Source organism: Sphingobium amiense (genome assembly GCF_003967075.1).
GTDB classification, from domain to species: domain Bacteria; phylum Pseudomonadota; class Alphaproteobacteria; order Sphingomonadales; family Sphingomonadaceae; genus Sphingobium; species Sphingobium amiense.
On record NZ_AP018664.1, the window covers coordinates 3919350 to 3940246 of the forward strand.

The following is a 20897-nucleotide window of genomic DNA, read 5'->3' on the forward strand; positions in this document are numbered from 1 at the left end:
CAGGGACAGCCGCCCTCCCGCGCTGCTAGTCGCTCAGGCGGGGCGGGGCAGGGCGGAAGCTTTCGCCGCCGGACGACGCCGCCATCTGCCGCGCGGTGATCTCCATCTCGGCGGCGGCGCGTGTATCGGCCTGAATCTTCGCCATGATCGCCGCTGTCTGGCGGCTCGCGTGCAACTGGCTGTGGCGGCCACGTCCAGAGCGGATTCCCGCAGCGACCGGGTATGGCCGCTGAATTCCGGAACCACATAGCGCGCGAACAGCTCCCACGACCGCAGCGTCGCTTCGCGATTGGCCCAGTCGTGCGCGAAGCCGAGAACCGCCCCGACCCCGCCCGAAATATCCTGCAGTTTGCGGATGGCCGCGATCGCGTCGTCGGGCGTGCCGATCACTGTCGTCGCGGACGCTTCGGCCAGCGTGTCGGCCATCAGTTCTTCGGGATTGTCGTAAAGTCGCGCGCCGGGGAAGGCGAGCACCGTCGTCTTATAGTCGTTATTCCATTTATACATGCCCTGGATCACTTCATCCTGGGCCTGCTGGCGCGTTTCGGCGATGTGCCAGAACATAGTGATGCGCCAGTCGGCGCGGCTGACGGTCTTGCCATGTTCCGCCGCTGCTTCCTCGGCAAAGCTCCATTGCGTCGGCAATGCCTGCAGGCCCGACGATGACGCGGATGCGATGGAGATCGCGCCGATGCCGTATTTTCCAGCCAGCTTCATCCCGGAAGGGCTGATCGAGGATGCCGCCGCCAGCGGCAGCTTCTCCTGAAGCGGAAGGAGCTGGAGCCTTGCATCCTGAAGCGAGAACCACTCGCACTCGTGCGTCACAGGTTCCTTGCCTTCCAGCAGCCTGACGATGACGCCCAGCGCCTCGTCCTGCCGGTCGCGCTGGACCAGCGAGTCGATGCCGAACATGCGCGCATCGGACTGGAGCGCGCCGGGACCGGTGCCGAAGATCGCGCGCCCGCCCGACATATAGTCGAGCTGAACCATGCGCTGCGCGGCGGTGAAGGGGTGATGGTAGGGGAGGGACACCACGCCCGTGCCCAGCCCGATCCGGTTCGTTATCTGGCTTGCGGCGGCGAGAAACATCTCCGGCGAACCGATGGTTTCCCAGCCGGACGAATGATGTTCGCCCACCCACAGTTCGTCGAACCCCATGCGGTCGAGATGGGACGCGAACGCCAGATCGCGCCTGAACAGATGAAGAGGATGTTCCCCAACCGGGTGATGTGGCGCAAGAAACGCACCAAATCGTAACCGCGTCATGCCATATTTCCCATCATAACTCATCCCGATCCTAAATATGTTTTGCAGAAATATTATGATCCGAAAATATCGTGAACATGCTTTGTGTCGCCATATTCCCTGATCTGCGAGATTTTCTCGTTTTCGAATATGATCTTGAAATGATATTTATTGTTATAGATCGTTGAATTTTTGAGCGGCATTCGGGATTCCGCTTCCACCGCTACCTTGTTGCCGTCTGCGATGACGTCGTGAACGATCATGGTCGCCGGGCCGGCCGCCGCTTCGGCCAATGCCGCGCCGATGCCCGCGAGTTGCTGCGGCGAAAGGACGCCCATGCCCAAAATCCAGAAAATGGTGTTCTCGTCGCCGAAGCGGGCAACCGCTCTATCGAGAGGCTCATGGGCGAGCGCTTCGACAAAGGCGCGCGCGACGGACTTTGGATCGAACGGCATATCGTTTCTCCGATGATGGCGCGACGGACGCAGGCTGTCGCTTTTAACATATTACCAAAAACATATAATGAAAAATGTAACTGATGGACGCGTGCGATGTGCCTTTTACGAAGCTGATCCGTCAAAGCTGCCGGTCGTCCGGCCGGATCATGCAAATCTGGATCGAAGAGCCTTTTTGTCGATCTTGCCTACGCTGGTGCGCGGCAGGCGGTCGATGATTTCGATGCGGTCAAGCCGTGCATATCTGGGCAATTCGCCCTTCGAAATGGAGCGATCCAGCGGATCGTTGATGATGTCGAGCGACAGGCTGGCGCCTGCCTTGGGCACCACCACCGCCAGCGGACGCTCGCCCCATTTTTCGTCGGGCACGGCGATCACGCTGGCTTCCTCGACCCCGGCAGCCATCGCCACAAGCTCTTCCAGTTGCACGGAATCCAGCCACTCGCCGCCCGTCTTGATGACGTCTTTCAGCCTGTCGCGGATCGAAAGCCGCCCCTCGCTGTCAATCGTCGCAATGTCCTGCGTATGCAGCCAGCCGCCCCGCCAGAGATCGTCCGAAGCCTTCGCATCGCCCAGATAGCAGGGCGTGAGCCATGGCGCGCGCAGCACTAGTTCGCCGCGCGACAGGCCGTCATGGGGCTGGGGGGTCATGGCGTCATCGACGATCTGCATGCTGACCAGCGGGACGGTGATCGTCGTCGCGCTCAGCGCCGTCACCTGTGCGTCATCGTCGGTCCATTGCTCGTCCGTGCGCCGCGCCGCCTTCGCGATGAAGGGGCAGGTTTCGGACATGCCATAGCCCGTCCCGACATCCATCCCCAGCGCGAGCGCTTCGGCGCAGAGCGCGGCGGTCAGGGCGGACCCGCCAATCGTCATCTTCCAGCCGCCAAGATCGACATCGGACGCGCGGGCGCCGTCGATGACCATCCGCAACACGGTCGGCACGCAATGGGAATAGGTCACGCCATGCTGACGGCGCAGGTGGCAGATCATGTCCGGCTCATAGCGGCCGGGATAGACCTGCTTGAGGCCCAGCATGGTGGCGACATAGGGCAATCCCCACGCATGCACATGGAACATCGGCGTCAGCGGCATATAGACGTCGCCCACGCCAAGGCCGGGAGAAGCGGACGATGCGCCGAAAGATCCGGCGGCGGCCAGCGTGTGCAGGACAAGCTGGCGGTGCGAAAAGCACACGCCCTTGGGATTGCCGGTCGTTCCCGTGGTGAAGAAGATCGTCGCCAGCGCATTTTCGTCGAAATCGACGAAGGGATAATCCGGGGACGCCGCGGCGGCCAGTTGCTCATATTCTCCCGCGGCCCAGGACGGCAGGTCGTCGCCCCCGCCGTCCATGATCGCGACGCACGCCTTTATCTGCGGCAGGGACGGCAGAATTTCCTCGATGACCGGGAAAAAATCCCGGTGCACCAGCAATATCTGTGCATCCGCCTTTTCCAGCGTGTAGGCGATCTGCGCCGGGGTCATGCGGATATTCACCATCTGGAGCACCGCGCCCATCATCGGGACCGCGAAATAGGCCTCCAGATAGCGGTTGCTGTCCCAGTCGAGAACGGCGACCGTCTGCCCCTGTTCGGCGCCAAGGCCATTCAGCAGGCTTGCGAGCTTCCCGATCCGGTTCACCAGATCGCGATATCCGTAGCTGCCGCTGTCCCGATAGACGATCTGCTGGTCGCCAGCCTTTGTGACGACGCCGTCGAGCAGATGCCGGATGGTCAGGGGAAAGTGATAGGCACCTTCGGCGGGTTCGGCGAATCTGAGCGGCAAGCCATCCTCCCAAGTCGTTTTTCTCTGAGTTCGATCCGAACCCTATAGCCTAGTCGCGCGCCCAGACGAGCTTGGCGTTGCAGAATTCACGAAGCCCGAAATGCGACAGTTCCCGGCCGAAACCGCTCGCCTTGATGCCGCCGATCGGGACGCGCGGATCGGATGCGGCGATGCCGTTGATGAACACGCCGCCGGTCTCAAGCCGCTTCGCTATCGCATGGGCTTTCGCGGCGTCCGAACTCCATAGCGCGCCTGCAAGGCCGAAATCGCTGTCATTGGCGATGCGGATCGCATCCTCGGCATCTTCCGCGACGATGATGGGGGCGACCGGGCCGAACGTCTCTTCGCGGAATACCGGCATGTCGGGTGTAATATCGGTCAGCACCGTCGCGGGATAATAATAGCCCGCCCCTTCCGGAACCTCTCCGCCCAGCAGCACGGTCGCGCCACGCCGGACGCTTTCCGCAACCTGCGCATGCAGTTCCTGCCGCGCGCGGTCCCGCGCCATCGGCCCGAGCTGGGTCGCGGCGTCGCCGGGGTCGCCCTGCACAAGTTTGCGGACCGCCGCCACGAACCGTTCGGTAAAGGCCGCTAAGACCGGACGCTCCACGATCAGCCGCTTGGCGGCGATGCAGACCTGACCGCAATTCTGGAACCGTGCGGTAACGGCGGCTTCCACGGCACGATCCAGATCGGCATCGGCCAGAACGATGAAGGGATCGGTGCCGCCCAGTTCGAGGAGCGATTTTTTCAGGTTGCGGCCCGCATCGGCGGCGATGGCCGCCCCGGCGGCGGCACCTGCCGTCACCGTCACCGCTGCAATCCGGCTGTCCGCGATCAGCCGGGACAGGTCGTGCCGCCGGACGTTGAGGACGCCGAACAGGCCCGCCGGGAAAGCCGCCGCGTCGAATGCATCGGCAAGGGCGCGCGCCGATCCCTGCACATTGTCGGCGTGCTTCAGCACGAAGGCATTGCCTGCGGCCATGATCGGAACCGCAGCCCGCAGCACCTGCCAGAAGGGGAAATTCCACGGCATCACGCCCAATATCGTGCCGAGCGGCTGATAGACGACCCGCGCCGCGCCGTTGCCGCCGACGTCCGGCTCTTCGTCGCGCAGCAGCGTCGCGGCATTCTCCGCATACCAGTCACACAGAAACGCGCATTTCTCGATCTCGGCTTTGGCCGCCGTGACAGGCTTGCCCATTTCTGCCGTAATCAGGCCTGCCAGCAGGTCGATCCGGTCTCTCAGCACCGCGCCCAGCCGGACGAAGAAACGCTCGCGTTCCTGCGCGTCGATACCGCCCCAGTTCCGCTGCGCATCGCGCGCGGCATCCAGAACAGCGTCCTGCGCTGCGACGTCATGGCACGGGTAGCGCCCCACTTCCTCGCCGGTGGCCGGATTGACCGAGATGGTGAAGGGCGCGTTGCCGGGGGGCGGCGGAGCGAGGTCTGTCTGGAGCATGTCAATATACCTGTTTTGGGCCAGCCGCCGGTGCGGCGTCGGTCGACCTGAAACGCCGGGCGAGCGCCTCCGCTCCGCGCGCGAGGATCGTCACGTCCGTTCCCACCGCCACGAAGCTCGCGCCAAGGTCGAGGTAGCGGCGCGCCAGCGCTTCGTCGGCGATCAATATGCCCGCCGCCTTGCCCGCCTCGCGGATCTTCGCGATGCCGTCTTCGATTGCTTTCTGCACTTCCGCATGGCCCGGATCGCCCAGATGCCCCAGAGCGGCGGCCAGATCGGACGGTCCGATGAACACGCCGTCGACGCCATCTTTCGCGGCAATTTCGGTAATCGCGGCCAGTCCGGCCACGCTCTCCACCTGCAACAGCAGGCAGATTTCTTCCTCCGCCCTGTGAAGATAGTTCCGCGTCCGGTTCCACTGGCTCGCGCGGCCGATGGCGGAGCCGACGCCGCGAATGCCCGCCGGGGGATAGCGGGTCGCGCGCACCAGCAGTTCGGCCTGCGCCGCGCTTTCGACCATGGGGACGAGGAGGTTGCGGACGCCGATGTCGAGAAGCTGCTTGATGAGCACCGGGTCGCCGACCGGCGGACGAACGACCGCTTCCGCGTCATAAGGGGCGACCGCCTGCAATTGCGACAGGATCAGGGGCAGGTCGTTGGGCGCATGCTCCCCGTCGATCAGCAGCCAGTCGAAGCCCGCACCCGCGCAGATTTCCGCTGTATAGGGCGACGCGAGCGCCTGCCACAATCCGATCTGCGGGCGCCCTTCGGCGATGGCGGCCTTGAACATATTGGCGCTCATGCCGCTGGCTTCCCCGTTTTCAGAACTGACATTCGACCGTCCCCAATAGACCGAAGTCCGCCGTGATCGCCGACCCCGGCGGCGCTTCGACGGGACGTATGAACGAACCCGACAGAATGATCTGCCCCGCCTCGATCCGGTCGCCATAGGTGGCGAGCCGGTCCGCGAGCCATGAAACCGACAGCAGCGGATCGTTCAGCACGCCCGCGCCAAGCCCGGTTTCCTCGACCTCGCCGTCGCGCGCAACGATCGCGCCGATCCAGCGAAGATCGACCGACCCGAAATCATGCCATGGCGTCCCCATCACGATGCCCGCATTGGCGGCATTGTCGGAAATCGTGTCCAGCACGGTGCGGAGCCTGCCCGACCGCGGGTCTTTCCGCGTGATGCGCGTGTCGAGGATTTCGAGCGCGGGCGCGATATAGTCGGTGGCCGCCAGAATATCCGCGCCGGTCAGCTTCCGGCCGGAAAGCGGCGCCTTCATGACGAAAGCGATTTCCGCCTCGACGCGCGGCTGGATGAACCGGTTCGTCGGGATGCGCGCGCCATTTTCGAAGACCATGCTTCGCAGCAATACGCCCGAATCGGGGATGTCGATGGACAGGGCGGCCTGCATCGCCTTCGATGTCAGGCCGATCTTGAAGCCGACGAGATCGTCGCCCGCCGCGCGCTTGCGCCGCACCCATTCCGCCTGGATGGCGTAGGCGTCGTCCATCGTCATGTCCGGATGGTCGTCGCTCAGCAGCGGGATCTGGACCCGATCGCGTTCCGCCGCGTCGAGCTCAGCGGCTGCCGCTTCTATCGTTTGTTGGTCCAGACTCATGCCATCCCCCGTCAGGCCGTCGCCGCGGCCCGGTTCGTAATGAAGCCTTCCTCGGCGCCGAGCAGCGCGGGCGGCTCCTTCAGGCTCTCCTGCCACAGAAGGGACTCCATGGCGATGTTGAGCGGCTGATCCTGGATCGTCAGTTCATAGACCGGCTCGTCATAGCTGGCATGATTGTGCACGGACCAGCCGGGCGCGGACAGCATGAGGTCGCCCGCCTTCCACTCATAGGTCTTGCCCTCGACGGTCGAGCGGCCCGATCCCGAGAAATAATAGTTCACCGCCGCCGACGAATGGCGATGCGGGCGGTCGACGATCTTGGGCGGACGGACCGTCATCGTCGCGAAGAAATTGGGCGTGGTGCCGTTGGTGCGACCCGTCATCGGATTGTAGAGCAGGTAGAGACGGCGGCCGATATAGTCCTTGCCCAGCGCCTCCAGCTTGTCGAGGTGATGACGGACATCTTCCCATGGCCAGTATAGGGCGGGGCTGGTGACGGACGGCGGGTTGATGACCGTCTCATAGGGCATCATCCATGCGCCCTCTTCATTGAGCTGGAAGGTGCCATAGGGGCTTTGACGGCGCGCATCCGGTTCCGGCTGCTCCACATCCTGATCGATGCTCTTCAGCAGCGGCTGCGGATTTTCCTCGACGACGTGGATGTTCATCATCTCCAGCAGCGATCCGTTGCTGTAGGTCAGCCGCACATAAAGATCATCGCCGATATTCTTGTGGCGATAGATGCGCATCGACGGCGTGTTCCACACATCGTGCAGCGCCGTCTGGCGACGCTTGCCGCTGATCTCGGTTTCGCCGCGCCCGCGGATGACAAAATTCACCTGCGTCGAATTCTGGCGGAACGTGCTGGTCTCCTCGCCGGGCAGCAGCACGTCCAGCGACACCTGGATGCCGGGGGCAAGGCCGATGGAGCGCTGGTTGCGCGGATGCTGGAAGAAGGAGCGGCGGCGGCCATTTTCCGGACGCGGCAGCGCGGCGAGGCGTTCGACCTCGGCGTCGATCTGCTCCTTGGTGATGACGATCGGATCCCAGGGCGCATCCTTTTCGGGAAGAGCGCCGCTTGCATCAATGAAAAGAGGTTGGGTCATCGACATGGCTCCTGTTTCAGCGGTTCGTCAGGCGCGGCTTGGCGCGGCCGGGACGGGGGACGGGACGGCCGACACCGGCCTTGCGCGCGCTCTCCAGCAGAACGACGCCGAGCGAGAGGTCGGAAATGCCCATCCCCATCGCCTTGAACACGGTCAGATCGGCATCGGCGGGACGGCTGGCGTTCGCCGCGACCAGTTCCGACACCGGACGCACCCGCTTCCACGCCTCTTCGTCCGATCCGAACGCGTCCATGAACTCGCGGCTATGCTTGCGGATCTGCGGCACGCTGTCGGCGGCGATGACGGTCGCGCGCTCCAGCAGGTCGGTCGCGAACTCCACCCGGTCGGGCAGGATCGCGCCTACTGCGTTCAGATGCGTGCCCGGCGCGAGCATGTCGCGCTCCAGAAACGGTGCGGTCGCGCGCGTGGCGAGAGTCACGATGTCGGCGCCGTCCAGCGCCTCTTCCAGCGTGGCGGCCGCCACGGCGTCGATGCCGAGCGCTTCGCCCGCCGCCTGCGCCAGCGCTTCGCGATTGGCGGGGGTGGGACTCCAGACGGCAAGGCGGGTGAGCGGACGAACCGCATTCACCGCCGCGATCTGGGTGATGCTCTGCTTGCCCGCGCCGATCATCGCCATGGTCTTCGCGTCGGCCTTCGCCATCGCGCCGGTGGCGACGCCGCTGATGCCCCCGGTGCGCATCTGGCCCAGCGCGAACGCCTCGACGATGGCGAGCACCGCGCCGTCGTTCGCGTCGATCAGGATCAGCAGCGGCATCGCGCCGCGCGCGGTGTGCGCCCATGTCTTCGTGCCGACCACGCCGCGCCCCTCGATCACCGCGCCGATCGCATGGAGGGTCGAATGCCCGTCCCATACAGCATGGGTCTTGACCATGTTGATCGCCTTGCCGGCGGCTTCCTGCCGAAGCCCGTCCTGAAGCGCGCCGATGGCCTGCGGCAGCGACATGAGGTCGACGACGTCCTGTTCGGTGATCCAGATCGGATCGCTCATCCTTGTGTTTCCTCTTCGAATATCGACGGGACCGGGGGCGCGAGCGACAGGGCGTTCACGATGATCGCGTGCGTCAGATAGCGTCCCACTAGAAACAGGACCGCAATGGCCTGATCCGGTCCAATATGGTCTATGGCGGTTTCCAGCAGCGGGCCGACATCGTGACCGCGCTGTTCGATGGCCGCGATGACGAGCCGCTGGACCGCGCGCTCGGCGTCGGACAGGCCGGGCGCGGTGTCCGGGGCCAGTTGCTCGACGGCGGCGACCCAATCCTCCCCGAAGCCCAGCTTGCGCGACAGCCGCTCATGCTGGTGGCGCTCATAGTCGTTGCCCATGACCGACGCGACGGTCAGCGCGCCCAGTTCCGTCAGCCGGTCGGGCAGCGCCTTTTTCAACGCCTCGGTCATTTCCATGAACGGCACGAGAATGGCGGGCTGATGCCCGGTGCAGCGGAAAAATTCCCCGAGATAGCCCAGGCGCTTGACGCGCGCTTCCAGAACGGATTGCGCGGCCGGGGCGAGTTGGTCGAAAGTCAGGCGTTCAATGCGGTCGGTCATGATGCTCCCTCACACGCCCCTGTGATGGGAGAGGGAGGGGAGCGGGGGAAATATATTGTAGGACGCGCAGCTATACCTTATTCGTATAGCCATGGATCTGCGTCAGCTTCGCTATTTCCTCGTCCTTAGCGAGGAACTCAATTTCACGCGCGCCGCGGCGCGATGCAACGTGTCCCAGCCGCCGCTCAGCCGCGCCATCGCGCAACTGGAGGAGGAGCTTCAGGCGACATTGTTCGTGCGCGATACGCACCGCGTATCGCTGACCTCGGCGGGAATGAGCCTCGTCGAAGATGCGCGCCGGATACTGGCCGATGTCAGCGAAGCTGGCGAAAAGGCGCAGAGCATCGCCGCCGGGCGAAGAGGCACCCTCAAACTCGGCTTCGGCGGATCGACCCTCTATTCGCTCTGGCCCAGTCTGGTTCAGGGCTTTCGCGCCGCTTCGCCCGATGTCACGATACGGTTCATCTCCATGCCGGTGATCGAACAGATCGAGGCGCTGCGCGAAGCCCGGATCGACGTCGGCCTGATCCGCGAGCCCATCCTCGACGAACTGCTCGCGACCCTGACGGTCTATCGGGAAACGCTGGCCGTGGCACTGCCGGCCACGCATCCGCTCGCCGCGACGGAGGGTGCCATCGCCATCCAGCAGCTCGCGTCCAGTCCGTTCGTGACCTACGAACCGCGACGCGGCTTCAGCTATCATGCCGACCTTCACGCACAATGCCGGATCGCGGGTTTCGAACCTGTCATCGCGCATGAAGCCCCTTCGACGGAGGCTGTCGTCGGCATCGTTGCCTGCGGGGAGGGCGTGGCCATCGTGCCCGCGTCGGCCGAGCGGCTGCGCATGCACGGCGTCTGCTTCCGGCCGCTGCGCGCAGCCGATCCGCCTCAGCCGTTCGAATCGGTCACATTCGGCCTCGCCTGGAACCGGCTGTCGGCCTCGCCGGTCGCGCTCGAATTTGTGGCGCATGCCCGCGCGTGGGCGGAAAGATCCGGCATTTCCTAGGCTTCGCTTTCGGGCGCGAGTATCGCCTCGGGATGCGGCAGGCCGATGCGCGCGATCTGCCGGGGGTCGCGCGGTTCGCCGGTCCAGTCCACGAACAGGTGCGCGACCACATTGCGCATCCATTTGTTCGCGGTGTCGTTCAGCGCGCGCTCGTGCCAATATTGATGGACGCGCAGCTTGGGCGCTTCGATCGGCAGCCTGACGAGCTTCAGATGCTCGCGGCCGTTGAACGACTGCAACACCTTGCTGGGGATGGTGACGAGCAGCTCCGTCCCCGCCAGCAGGGCCGGTGCCGCCAGATAATGCGGCACGCGCACGACGATCCGGCGGGACCGGCCGGGCGGCAGCAGCAGCCGCTCGATCTCGATCTCCGAAAGCCCCGGTGAGATGATGCCGACATGATCGGCGTGAATATATTGTTCCAGCGTCACCTGATCGCCGATGGTGGGATGGTCCTTCCACGCCACGCAGACATATTCGTCGTCGAACAGGCGCTGCTGGTAGAAGCCGTTGCTCAGATGCCGAAGCGCGCCGATGGCCAGGTCCGCCCGTCCGCTTTCCAGCGCTTCGCCATAAAGTTCGCGCGGCAACTGGGTCGCGATCAGCGAAATGCCCGGAGCCACCGCGCGGACATGTTTGACGAGCACCGGCAGCAGTCCCACCTGCCCGATGTCGGACATCAGCAGGGTGAAGGTCGCCTGCGCGGTCGCCGGGTCGAAGCGGGCGGACGCGGACAGGCTGCGCTGGACCAGCGCCAGCGCTTCGCCGACCGGAATCGCGATCGACCGGGCCAGCGGCGTGGGTTCCAGACCCGCCCGCGTCCGCACGAACAGCGTGTCTCCGCAAAGCTGCCGCAGCCGGTTGAGCGAGTGGCTGATCGTGGGCTGCGCGCGATTGAGCTGCCTTGCCGCCGCGGTCACGCTGCGCGTCTGCATGATCGCGTCGAACACGACGAGCAGATTCAGGTCGATGTCGCGTATATTCATACTGCCAATGTCACCACCCTCTCTCGGCAAGCCTATCCGCCTTTGGCCTGTCGCACCATCCATATTATGAATAGTTATTATTGGCGGACGGGGCAGTGCGGACAAAGGGCCGCCCGATTAGGATCGCCCGAAAGACGCGAAACGGAGAGGAAGCAGGGGAATGGTCTCATGCGCGGGCGACATGGCCATCGTCGTGGGCGGCGCGGGCGGCATCGGCAGCGCGATTTGCCGGAAGCTGGCCGAAACCGGCCATCCGGTCGCCATCCTCGACATGAACGAAGCCCGCGCCACCGAAATTCTGGCTACGCTGCCCGGACAGGGGCATTTTTTCCTGCGGACGGACGTCACGAGCGAAGCATCGGTCGATGCCGTCTTCGAGGCTGTCGAGGCGCGTGGCCGGCCGTCGAAGCTGGTCGTCGCGACGGGCGGGCCGCTCGGCACCCCCGCGGCCCCTTCCAGCATCGTGACCGTCAGCCTCGACGAATGGACCCGCACGCTCGACCTCAATGCCACCGGCACCTTCCTGTGTCTGCGCAAGTTCGCCCGCCTGCGCGTGGCCAATCCGCTCCCCGCGACGCGCATCCTGCTCTTTTCCTCGATTACGGGACAGCTCGGCGGGTCGATGACCGGCCCGGCCTATCCGGCGTCGAAGGCCGCGATCGTCGGCCTCGCGCGGCAGGCGGCGCTCGATCTCGCGCCCCATGACATCATCGTCAACACCATCGCGCCCGGCAGCGTCGCGACCGAAGAGTTCAGGCGCTTCGTAAATGCCGACATGATGAAGGCGCTGGAGGCGCGCGCCCCGCTGCACCGCATCGCGTCGCCCGAAGACATTGCGAACGTCGCCTGCTTCCTGCTGTCGGAGGACTGCTCCTACATCGCGGGCGCCACAATCGACGTCAACGGCGGCGCGCTGATGCGATGACCGACCAGACCCTGTCCAGAATGAGGAATACCCGGCCATGAACGCCTCTCCGCCAGCGCCGATCAGAAACCCATGGTCCGTGGTCCTGAGCTGCTTTCTGGGCCTGCTGTTCTGCATCTCGCCCTTTTTCCAATATTCCTCCGGCGTCATCCTCGCGCCGATGGCCCGCGAATTCGGCTGGAGCCACGGCCAGTTCGCCATGGCCCCGGCGCTCGCGTCGCTCACCGTGGCCCTGCTCGCGCCGTTCGTGGGATGGTGGATCGACCGCCGGGGCGCGCGCATCGTCGCCCTGACAGGCAGCATCGCCATGCCGCTGGCGATCATGTCGTTCGGCCTGATCCCGGCGGATTTCCGCATCTTCATCCTTGTCGCGGTGCTGGTCGGCATTTTCGGCGCGGCCACGTTGCCGTCCGTCTATCTCTACAGCCTCCCCAAATTCTTCGACCGGCGGCTCGGCCTTGCCATTTCGCTGGGCGTCATCGGGCTGGGCGTGGGCCAGATCGTCATGCCGCAACTGAGCGCCGCCGTTGTGGGAAGCTATGGCTGGCGCGGCGCATGGATCGTCATGGGCGGCATCATCCTGCTCGCCGGCGTCGCCAATGCCGCCCTGCTGGTGCCGCGCCGGAATGCCGCGCCCGTGTCGGCAGGCGCGGAGGCTGCGCCGCTCGACGGCATGCTCTTCGGTGAGGTGCTGCGGACGCCGGGATACTGGATGCTGGCGCTGGCCTTCTTTCTCATCGCGATGGTGACGAACGGCACTGCGGTGCATCTGGTCGGCGTCCTCGAAACCAGAGGCCTCAGCCCGCAGCAGACGGTCATCGCCCTGTCGGCCATCGGCATCGGTTCGATCACCGCCCGGCTGGCGAGCGGCGTGCTCATCGACTGGTTCGGCGTCCGCTTTCCCGCCATCCTGTTCCTCGGCGGACAGGCGCTCGGCTGCGTGCTGCTGGGTCTGAATTTCGGCAGCGCGACCGCCATCCTTGGCGTGATGCTGATCGGCGGCGGCCTCGGCGCGGAATCCGACATCATGCCCTATGTGCTGCGCCGGAAATTCGGCATGCGGGCGTTCGGCCGCGTCAATTCCTTCAGCTTTTCGGCGCTGGCCATGGGATCGACCATCGGGCCGACGGCGGTGGGTTTCAGCGCGGACTGGACCGGCGGCTATTCGACGGTCCTGCTCGGTTTCGCCGTGGCGGCGGTCGTCGCCATCGCGCTCATCTGCCTTCTGGCGCCTCCGCATCTCAGGACGCGCGGCCCCCGGCCCGATACCGCTTCGCCGATGGCTGTTCATCCCGCCAATAACTGAGGATTGCTTATGCTTGATACGATGGCGGGCATCATCCGCCGCAACGCGACGCTCCACGGCGACCGCCCCGCGGTCAGGAACGAAGGCCGCGCCTATACGCATCGCCAGCATGCGCACCGCATCTGGTCGCTGGCCAATGCGATTGGCGGGGAGTTCGGCCTGTCGCGCGGCAGCCGCCTCGCCATCCTGTCCAGAAACCGTTCGGAATATCTCGAAATCTTCGGCGCGGCCGAAAGCGGCGGTTTCGTCGCGGTGACGCTGAACTGGCGTCTGGCTCCGGCCGAACTCGCCGCCATCGTCGACGACAGCGCGCCCGACGTCCTGTTCGTGGACCAGCAGATGCTCGGCCTGTGGGAAGAAACGCGCGCGCTCGTCAACACGCCGGTGGAGCGCGTGGTGCTCATCGGCGCGTCCGACGATTTCGCCAGCCCCTATGAGCGGCTGCTCGCCTCCGGAAAGCCCACACCTCCGGACATCGCGATCCGGCCCGAAGACATTGCACACATCATCTACACGTCCGGCTCGACCGGCCGGGCCAAGGGCGTGATGGTCAGCCAGGGCGCGCTCGCCCGCGCCGCCGGGGTCATCAGCGGCACGGCGGGGCTGCGGCCCACCGACTGCATGATCGTGGTCATGCCGCTGTTCCATTCGGGTGCAAAGATCGAATGGAGCGCCACCCAATATCTCGGCGGCGCATGCATCCTTCTCCAGCAGTTCGACGAAGCGGCCATATTGGACCTGATGGAGCGCGAACGGCCCACCGTCGCCCATTTCGCCCCCGTCATGGTCAAGCGCCTCGTCGAACATCCGAATTCCGCGCGACGGGACGTCTCTTCGATCCGGCAGATCAACTATGGCTCGGCGCCTGTGCCCGCCGAAGACATGGTGCAGGCGACCGACCGGTTCGGCTCCATCTTCGCCCAGGTCTACGGCATGACCGAAAATATCACGAACACGATCCTGCTGCCCTTCCAGGCCAGCCTTTCGGGCAATGAGAAGGAGCGGGAGCGTCTGAGTTCCGCCGGTCAGCCATTTCCGGGGACGAGCCTGCGGATCATGGACGAAGCGGGCAATCCCCAGCCGATGGGCGGCGTCGGCGAGATCGAGGTGAAGTCTCCCGGCCTGATGAGCGGCTACTGGAACATGCCCGATCTGACGCAGGCCGCGTTCAACGACGGCTGGCTGCGCACCGGCGACGTGGGCCGGCTGGACGAGGACGGCTTCCTGTTCATCGTCGACCGCAAGAAGGACATGATCATTTCCGGCGGAGAGAATGTCTACAGCCGCGAGGTCGAGGACGCACTGCTCAGCCATCCGTCCGTTACCGAAGCTGCCGTGATCGGCGTGCCCGACGCGCGCTGGGGCGAAGCGGTGGTTGCCTATGTCGTGCTGGACGCGCCTGTCGACGAAGCCGCGCTGATCGCGCACTGCCGGACCCAGATCGCGGGATATAAGCGCCCCCAGCGCGTCTATATCGTCGACGATCTGCCGCGCCTGCCGCAGGGAAAGGTCAACAAGGTCGCGCTGCGGGCGCCGCACTGGAGTAACCGCGACCGGGCGGTGTCGTAGGGAGAGAGGTCAGGGGCAGTCAGGGCTGCCCGCTTCTTTCCTACGGCCGCCCCATCTGCCAGCCTTGGACCGGACCCGTCCGGCCCGAGCGATGTCCGCGCAACTTTATGTCAAAACTTGCGGGAAATATGCGAAGCTAAGGGGGCGGCGGCCCCTCGCCGATGACCGCGGCGAACCCCCGCGCAGATTTTTTTGCCGCTATAGGGACTTGCGCGCGCCCGCCCGGCCCGCCGCGATAGACGGCATGAATAAAGGGCATTCGCTCTGGGCGGGATGCGGCGTCCTTCTTCCCCCTATAACATCGGCTCCATCAATCTAGAAGATAATGAGGGGAACCGTTCGTGCGGATGCTTGATGGAATTGTCGTAATAGAACTTGGCAGTTTTATCACCGGTCCGCTCGCGGGATTGATGCTCGCGGAAATGGGTGCCAACGTCATCAAGGTCGAACGGCCCGAAGGCGATCCTTTTCGTCAGTTCGACGGCGGCAAATACAGCCCGCACTTTCAGGCGCACAATCGCAACAAGCGTTCCGCCGTCATCGACTATGGCAAATCTCCGGGCCGGTCGGCGCTCCTCGCGCTGATCGAGCGCGCGGACGTTCTGCTGTTCAACATGCGGCCGGGCGTGATGGAAAAGCTCGGCCTTTCGCAGGAGCGCCTGCGCGCCGATTACCCCCGGCTCGTGACATGCGCGATCAGCGGCTTTGGCCAGACCGGTCCCTATGCGCTGCGGCCCGCCTTCGACAATGTGGGGCAGGCGCTGTCCGGCTGGATGTCGCGCTTCAAGGTCAATGACGATCCGCGCGTTCTGGGTCCGGCGGTGTCGGACGCGGCGACCGGCATGTATGCGGCCAGCGCCATCCTGGGCGCGCTGCTGGAACGTGAACGCACCGGCGTGGCGCGTTCCATCGACATCACGATGCTCGAAGCGACCATGGCCTTCGGGCTGGAGCCGATCGGGCAGTTTCTCGCGACCGGAAAGCCGCCCGCAGTGCTCCAGCGCGGCGCCATGTCGCAGGCCTATTCCGTCACCTGCGGCGATGGAAAGCGCATCGGCCTTCACATTTCCTCGCCGGACAAATTCTGGGAAGCCCTGTGCAACGCCATCGAGCGCCCGGACCTCATCACCCGCTATCCGGGCCGCATGGATCGCATCCGCAATTATGAGGCTCTGGCCGAAGCCCTCAACATGGTGTTCGGCGAACATCCCAGAGACCACTGGCTCGGCAAGCTCGAAGGCGCCGATGTGCCCTTCGCGCCCGAACATACGGTCGATGAACTGGCGGACGATCCGCAGGTCGCGCATCTCGCGCCCTTCTACACGATCGACCATCCGGAAATGGGGCCGATCGCCAGTCTCCACCGGCCCTACCGGGTCGACGGCAGCCGGGACATCGACTTCCGCCCGCCGCCGATGCTGGGCGAACACACCAGCGAAGTCTTCGCGGAATTCGGAATTGAGGAGCCGCAACCAGCAGGCTGAACGACACGCATTTACAACAGCGGACCGGGAAAATCGGCCGTATATTCATGAGGGGATAAAATCATGACACGACATAGCCAAATGGCGATATTGCTGGCGGCAACCGCGCTCGCCGGGGCGGCAAACCCCGCCCTCGCGCAGGATGCGGACGGCGCTCCACCGTCCTCCACGACCGCCGAGAATGCCCAGTCCGCCCCCCGCCGGAGCGAGGGAAGCCTGCTCGACGACATCATCGTCACCGCGCAGAAGAAGAGCAAGGCGGAGGAAGCCCAGCGCGTTCCGATTGCGCTGACCGCCTTTTCCGGCGCCCAGATCGAAACGATGCATGTGACGACCCTGCGCGACATGGGCACCTATGCGCCCAACGTCGCGCTGGAACCCAATGGCACCATCAAGGGGCTTGCCAACTTCACGGTCCGCGGCCTCGGCGCGAATACCGCGACGGCATCGGTCGAACCCAGCGTCGGCCTGTTCGTCAACGGCATCTATCAGGGCGTCAATGGCGGACAGGTGCTCGATAATTTCGACATCGAAAGCGTCGAAATCCTGCGCGGTCCGCAGGGCACATTGTTCGGGCGCAACGTCACGGGCGGCGCTGTCGTCGTCCGCACCGCCCGTCCCACCAAGGAACTTTCGGGGCGCTTCCAGGTCGATTACAGCACCGGCGACACGGTCAAGGCCGCCGCGACGGTCAGCGGTCCGATCGTCGGCGACGCCGTGCTCGCCAAGCTCACCGTCTATCGCAAGCATGACGGCGGCTGGTTCTACAATCAGACTCTCCGGCGTCACACCGGCGGCGACAATACATGGTTCGTCCGTCCGACCATCCAGATCAACATCGCGCCCGGCGTCGAACAGACCTTCATCTTCCAGCATCTGGAACAGAAGGGCGACGGCATCGTGTCGCGCAATATCTACCTCAATCCCCGGAAGTTCCAGATCACGCAGGATTATGCCGGTTATACCGACATATCGGCGACCGACTTCACGTCCGAAACCAACATCGACGTGGGCTTCGGCAATGGCCGCATCACCAACCTCTTCGGCTACAGGAAGCTGCATCAGGCGTCGGGCCGGGACTTCGATTCCGGGCCTACGCTCATCAACCATGCGCAGGATAATCTCAATCAGGACCAGTATAGCAACGAACTTCGCTATGCCGGCAGCTTCGGCAGCCTGCTCGATCTCACCACCGGCCTGTTCCTGTTCAAGCAGCATCTGTTCGCAACCGACCGTCGCGATCTGGCGGGCGGCGCGATCACAGAAGGTGGCGGTTCCATCGACCAGAAGGGCTGGGGCGTGTTCGGGCAGGCCGACGTGCATGTCACCCCGACCCTGACCGCGACCGCCGGTCTGCGCTATTCCTGGGAGGAAAAGGAAGCGCATGTCGCCAGATCGTCGGGCGCCCGCCCCTGTAATCTCGTGACGCAGATATGCAATTTTAACGGCGCAGACGCGCTGAACGCCAAGAAGAGCTGGAACGCCCTGACGCCGCATTTCGGCCTGCAATGGCAGGCGACGCCCGATGTCATGGCCTATGCATCTTACAGCAAGGGCGTGCGGAGCGGCGGCTATAACGTCCGCCGGGCCAGCGCGGCGGACCCCGGCGTCTTCGATCAGGAGGATCTGGATTCCTTCGAGGCGGGCGTCAAAAGCAAATTCTTCGACCGGAGGGCGCGCCTGAACCTGTCGGGCTTCTACACCAAGCTCAAGGGCATGATCCTGAACGGCAACTTCAACTGCACGATCAACCCGACGACCTGCCCGACCGGCGTTGTCAGCACGCTGTTCAACGCCGCGGACGCCAAAATCTACGGTCTGGAAGCGGAACTGGTCGTAGCGCCGGTCGACGGTCTTGAACTCATCGCCAATGTCGGCCGGACCAAAGGCGAATATATCAAGGTTCTGACCGACCTGAACAAGGACGGCATCATCAACGCCGCTGACAAGAACCGCGATATTCCGCGCGTCGCGCCATGGTCCTATAATCTCGGCGGAACCTACACGCTGGGACTGGGGGACGCCGGAAAGATCGCCTTCCACACCGACTATGGCTATCGCAGCCGGTCTTTCCTGGATGAAGCGAACCTCGTCCCCATGGTCAAATATCGGCGCTGGAATGCCGACATCACCTACACGGTGCCGGATGGAAGCCTTTCCATCTCGGGATATGTGACCAACCTCAACAATCGTGAGCAGAACTCTGCTTCGACCCCCGTGGTGCCCGGCGTCGCCTATTATTATGTCATCGACAAGGGACGCGTGTGGGGCGGTTCGCTCAATTATCGCTTCTGATAAAAGACGCGTGACGCCGGTCGGCCAGATCGGCGTCACGCCCTTTTCGGCGCCTGTCGGCCCCAACATATCCTGACGCTGTCGAAGGAATGGCAATGCAGTTGCGCTGGACGATCCTGTTGCTCCTGTTCTTCATGCAGATCGTCAATTCGCTGGACAAGGCGGTCATGGGGCTGGCCGCGGTCCCGATCATGCGGGAACTGCATCTGACGCCGCAGCAATATGGCATCATCGCCAGCAGCTTCTACAGCCTCTATGCGCTCTCCACCCTCGTCGTCGCGCTGCTTTTCGCGAACCGCGTTCCGCCCCGCATCATCCTGATCGTCCTCCTCGCGGCCTGGTCGACGGTGCAGCTCCCCATTCTTTTCGCGGCATCGTTCGCCGTGCTGGTCGTCTGCCGCACCGCTCTGGGCGTGGCCGAAGGGCCGGGCACGCCGACCATCATCAATGCGACGCACGAATGGTTCGCGCCGGAGGACCGCAGCCTGCCGACGGCTCTGGTCATGTTCGGCACGACCGTGGGGCCGTTGCTGGGCGCGCCCATCCTTTCCTATCTCATCGTCGCCTACGGGTGGCGGGCGGCCTTTGCCGCATGCGCGGTGCTCAGTTTCGCGGCGCTGGCTCTCTGGTTCCGCTTCGGCGCGGACGGTCCCGGCGCGACGGTCCGTCCGGCGGAGGCGCGCCCGAAGAGCAGCGGCCCGCCCGCCCGATGGACGAAGGTCTGGGCGGACCGGACAATCGTCGGCAGCCTGATCGGAGGATTCTGCGCCTACTGGGGGGTTGGCTTTGGCATAGCGTGGCTGGCGCCGCTGCTGACCACGGGGCTTGGCTATGACGGCATCACGACGGGGTGGCTGATTGCCCTCATATTTGCAGGTCAGGGTGTCATCGGGCTGGTGCTGAGCGGTCTGTCGCATGCGATGACCAAGCGGGGCGCACCATCGCGACAGGCGCGGGGTCTGTTCATCGCGACGATGCAACTGGCGTCGGCAGCCGCCTTCGTGGCGGCGGCGCTGATGACGGCGCCGCCGGTCAAGGTCGGGCTGATCCTCCTTGCCGCGAGCCTGCCCGGCGTCACCTTCACCCTCGGGCCGTCAATCCTGAGCGAGGTGCTGCCACCCGCGCGGCGCAACCGCGACATCGGCATCATATTGGCTACCGTGAGTGTCGCGGGGGCTATCTCGCCCTATGTATCCGGGCTGTTCATCAACGCGCATCCGGGAGCGGCGGGCTATAATCATGCGCTGCTTCTGGTGGCCGCCATCCTCGCCATCGGCGGCGCGGTGTCGTTCGCCACGCTCCACCCGGAAACGTCCCAGCGCGCGCTCGCCGGGGCTTAGCCGGTCAGCGCGGCATCCAGAAAAGACCGTGCCGCAGCGAAGGACGCTGTGGCCGCTGCCTCCTGATAATTCCGGCTCGCGCTCTGGGTGAAGCCATGCACCGCGCCGGGGTGGACGGTGATCCGAATATTGCCGTTGTGAATGGAACCCTCGCGCACCCGCTCGACCTCTTCGGGCGGCACCATCGTGTCCTCTCCCCCGAAATGGATGTCGAGGGGATCTGAAATCGACGCCAGCCGATCGGCGTAAAGCCCCAGCCGGGCAGCGTGGAAAATCACGCAGCCGTCCCCGAACCCCTCCAGCATCAGCTTGAGCGCAGGCTCTCCCCCGGCGCAATAGCCCGCGAGAAACAGCGGAGCCCCGTTCCCGAAATGCATGCCGATCTCCCGCAGGTCGGAGAGCTGGCGGTCGCGGTCGACGGCTTTCACCCGGCCGATGGCCAGGCGAAAACCTTCTTCGCTATGGGCGATGACGCCGGGAAACACCCGTGCGAAATAGTCCGGCGCGACCGCAGTATATCCCGCGTCCGACCATGCTCTGGCCGTCCGCGCGAAGGATGTGTCGACGCCGAAGATGGGGGAGAGCAGCAGGACCGTCGCCTTTGGCGCCGCCTGCGGGCGGTCGACGAACGCATCCATGACGAATCCGTCGCTCAGGGTGATTGGCTCGCAGGCGAGCATGGGGTCATCGTTGCTCATGCCGCCCGCATGCCACCCGCTGCCAATGATGCCAATGACTTCCC

Annotated in this window: 18 protein-coding genes; 7 read left to right on the plus strand and 11 right to left on the minus strand. The window is 64.7% G+C overall.

Annotated elements, in window-relative coordinates:
• Window positions 1-33 precede the first annotated feature (33 nt).
• The 9 genes from SAMIE_RS18850 to SAMIE_RS18890 form a co-directional block, all read right to left on the minus strand.
• Window positions 34-1266, minus strand: coding sequence for an LLM class flavin-dependent oxidoreductase (locus SAMIE_RS18850; RefSeq protein WP_162849097.1), 1233 nt, complete (start codon window positions 1264-1266; stop codon window positions 34-36).
• A 53-nt stretch (window positions 1267-1319) separates the two neighbouring features.
• On the minus strand, window positions 1320-1700 hold the full coding sequence (locus SAMIE_RS18855; RefSeq protein ID WP_066696066.1) for a nuclear transport factor 2 family protein: 381 nt from the start codon (window positions 1698-1700) through the stop codon (window positions 1320-1322).
• Window positions 1701-1847: 147 nt separating this feature from the next.
• Complete coding sequence (locus SAMIE_RS18860; RefSeq protein WP_066696069.1) at window positions 1848-3485, minus strand: long-chain-fatty-acid--CoA ligase; 1638 nt, start codon at window positions 3483-3485, stop codon at window positions 1848-1850.
• Window positions 3486-3534: 49 nt separating this feature from the next.
• Complete coding sequence (locus tag SAMIE_RS18865; RefSeq protein ID WP_066696072.1) at window positions 3535-4947, minus strand: aldehyde dehydrogenase family protein; 1413 nt, start codon at window positions 4945-4947, stop codon at window positions 3535-3537.
• Window position 4948: 1 nt separating this feature from the next.
• On the minus strand, window positions 4949-5749 hold the full coding sequence (gene hpaI, locus SAMIE_RS18870; RefSeq protein WP_066696075.1) for a 4-hydroxy-2-oxoheptanedioate aldolase: 801 nt from the start codon (window positions 5747-5749) through the stop codon (window positions 4949-4951).
• A gap of 19 nt (window positions 5750-5768) precedes the next feature.
• Entirely contained in the window at window positions 5769-6572 is an 804-nt protein-coding gene (gene hpaH / locus SAMIE_RS18875) for a 2-oxo-hept-4-ene-1,7-dioate hydratase (protein ID WP_066696078.1), read from the minus strand.
• Between the two features lie 11 nt (window positions 6573-6583).
• The gene (locus SAMIE_RS18880) at window positions 6584-7678 is read right to left on the minus strand and encodes a cupin domain-containing protein (RefSeq protein WP_066696767.1); all 1095 of its coding nucleotides are present in this window, start codon (window positions 7676-7678) and stop codon (window positions 6584-6586) included.
• A gap of 16 nt (window positions 7679-7694) precedes the next feature.
• Window positions 7695-8687, minus strand: a complete 993-nt coding sequence (locus SAMIE_RS18885; protein WP_066696080.1) for an ornithine cyclodeaminase family protein — start codon at window positions 8685-8687, stop codon at window positions 7695-7697.
• Window positions 8684-9244, minus strand: a complete 561-nt coding sequence (locus SAMIE_RS18890) for a carboxymuconolactone decarboxylase family protein (protein ID WP_066696083.1) — start codon at window positions 9242-9244, stop codon at window positions 8684-8686. Before SAMIE_RS18890 ends, SAMIE_RS18885 begins: the two co-directional genes overlap by 4 nt.
• A 91-nt stretch (window positions 9245-9335) precedes the next feature.
• On the opposite strand from SAMIE_RS18890, the gene SAMIE_RS18895 reads away from it, so the two are divergent.
• Window positions 9336-10250 carry a LysR substrate-binding domain-containing protein gene (locus SAMIE_RS18895; RefSeq protein ID WP_066696089.1) on the plus strand — a complete coding sequence of 305 codons (915 nt, stop codon included), beginning with the start codon at window positions 9336-9338 and terminating at the stop codon, window positions 10248-10250.
• On the opposite strand, the gene SAMIE_RS18900 is transcribed toward SAMIE_RS18895, so the two are convergent.
• A complete protein-coding gene (locus SAMIE_RS18900) occupies window positions 10247-11236 on the minus strand; it encodes a LysR family transcriptional regulator (protein ID WP_066696091.1) in 990 nt (329 codons plus the stop codon). The two genes, SAMIE_RS18895 and SAMIE_RS18900, sit on opposite strands and share 4 nt — an antisense overlap.
• Window positions 11237-11396: 160 nt before the next feature.
• Here SAMIE_RS18900 and SAMIE_RS18905 point away from each other — a divergent pair, with 160 nt between their 5' ends.
• The 6 genes from SAMIE_RS18905 to SAMIE_RS18930 all read left to right on the plus strand — a co-directional run bounded on the left by SAMIE_RS18905 (window position 11397) and on the right by SAMIE_RS18930 (window position 20155).
• Complete coding sequence (locus SAMIE_RS18905; protein WP_066696093.1) at window positions 11397-12161, plus strand: SDR family NAD(P)-dependent oxidoreductase; 765 nt, start codon at window positions 11397-11399, stop codon at window positions 12159-12161.
• A gap of 37 nt (window positions 12162-12198) precedes the next feature.
• A complete protein-coding gene (locus tag SAMIE_RS18910; RefSeq protein ID WP_066696095.1) occupies window positions 12199-13467 on the plus strand; it encodes an MFS transporter in 1269 nt (422 codons plus the stop codon).
• Window positions 13468-13476: 9 nt separating this feature from the next.
• On the plus strand, window positions 13477-15036 hold the full coding sequence (locus tag SAMIE_RS18915; RefSeq protein ID WP_066696097.1) for a long-chain-fatty-acid--CoA ligase: 1560 nt from the start codon (window positions 13477-13479) through the stop codon (window positions 15034-15036).
• Between the two features lie 347 nt (window positions 15037-15383).
• Window positions 15384-16520 carry a CaiB/BaiF CoA transferase family protein gene (locus SAMIE_RS18920; protein WP_197724648.1) on the plus strand — a complete coding sequence of 379 codons (1137 nt, stop codon included), beginning with the start codon at window positions 15384-15386 and terminating at the stop codon, window positions 16518-16520.
• Between the two features lie 63 nt (window positions 16521-16583).
• Window positions 16584-18815: a TonB-dependent receptor gene (locus tag SAMIE_RS18925; RefSeq protein ID WP_083952330.1), complete on the plus strand. Its 2232-nt coding sequence runs from the start codon at window positions 16584-16586 to the stop codon at window positions 18813-18815.
• Between the two features lie 95 nt (window positions 18816-18910).
• Complete coding sequence (locus tag SAMIE_RS18930) at window positions 18911-20155, plus strand: MFS transporter (RefSeq protein ID WP_066696104.1); 1245 nt, start codon at window positions 18911-18913, stop codon at window positions 20153-20155.
• Here SAMIE_RS18930 and SAMIE_RS18935 read toward each other — a convergent pair.
• A complete protein-coding gene (locus tag SAMIE_RS18935; RefSeq protein ID WP_162849098.1) occupies window positions 20152-20853 on the minus strand; it encodes a dienelactone hydrolase family protein in 702 nt (233 codons plus the stop codon). The two genes, SAMIE_RS18930 and SAMIE_RS18935, sit on opposite strands and share 4 nt — an antisense overlap.
• Between the last annotated feature and the right edge of the window lie 44 nt (window positions 20854-20897).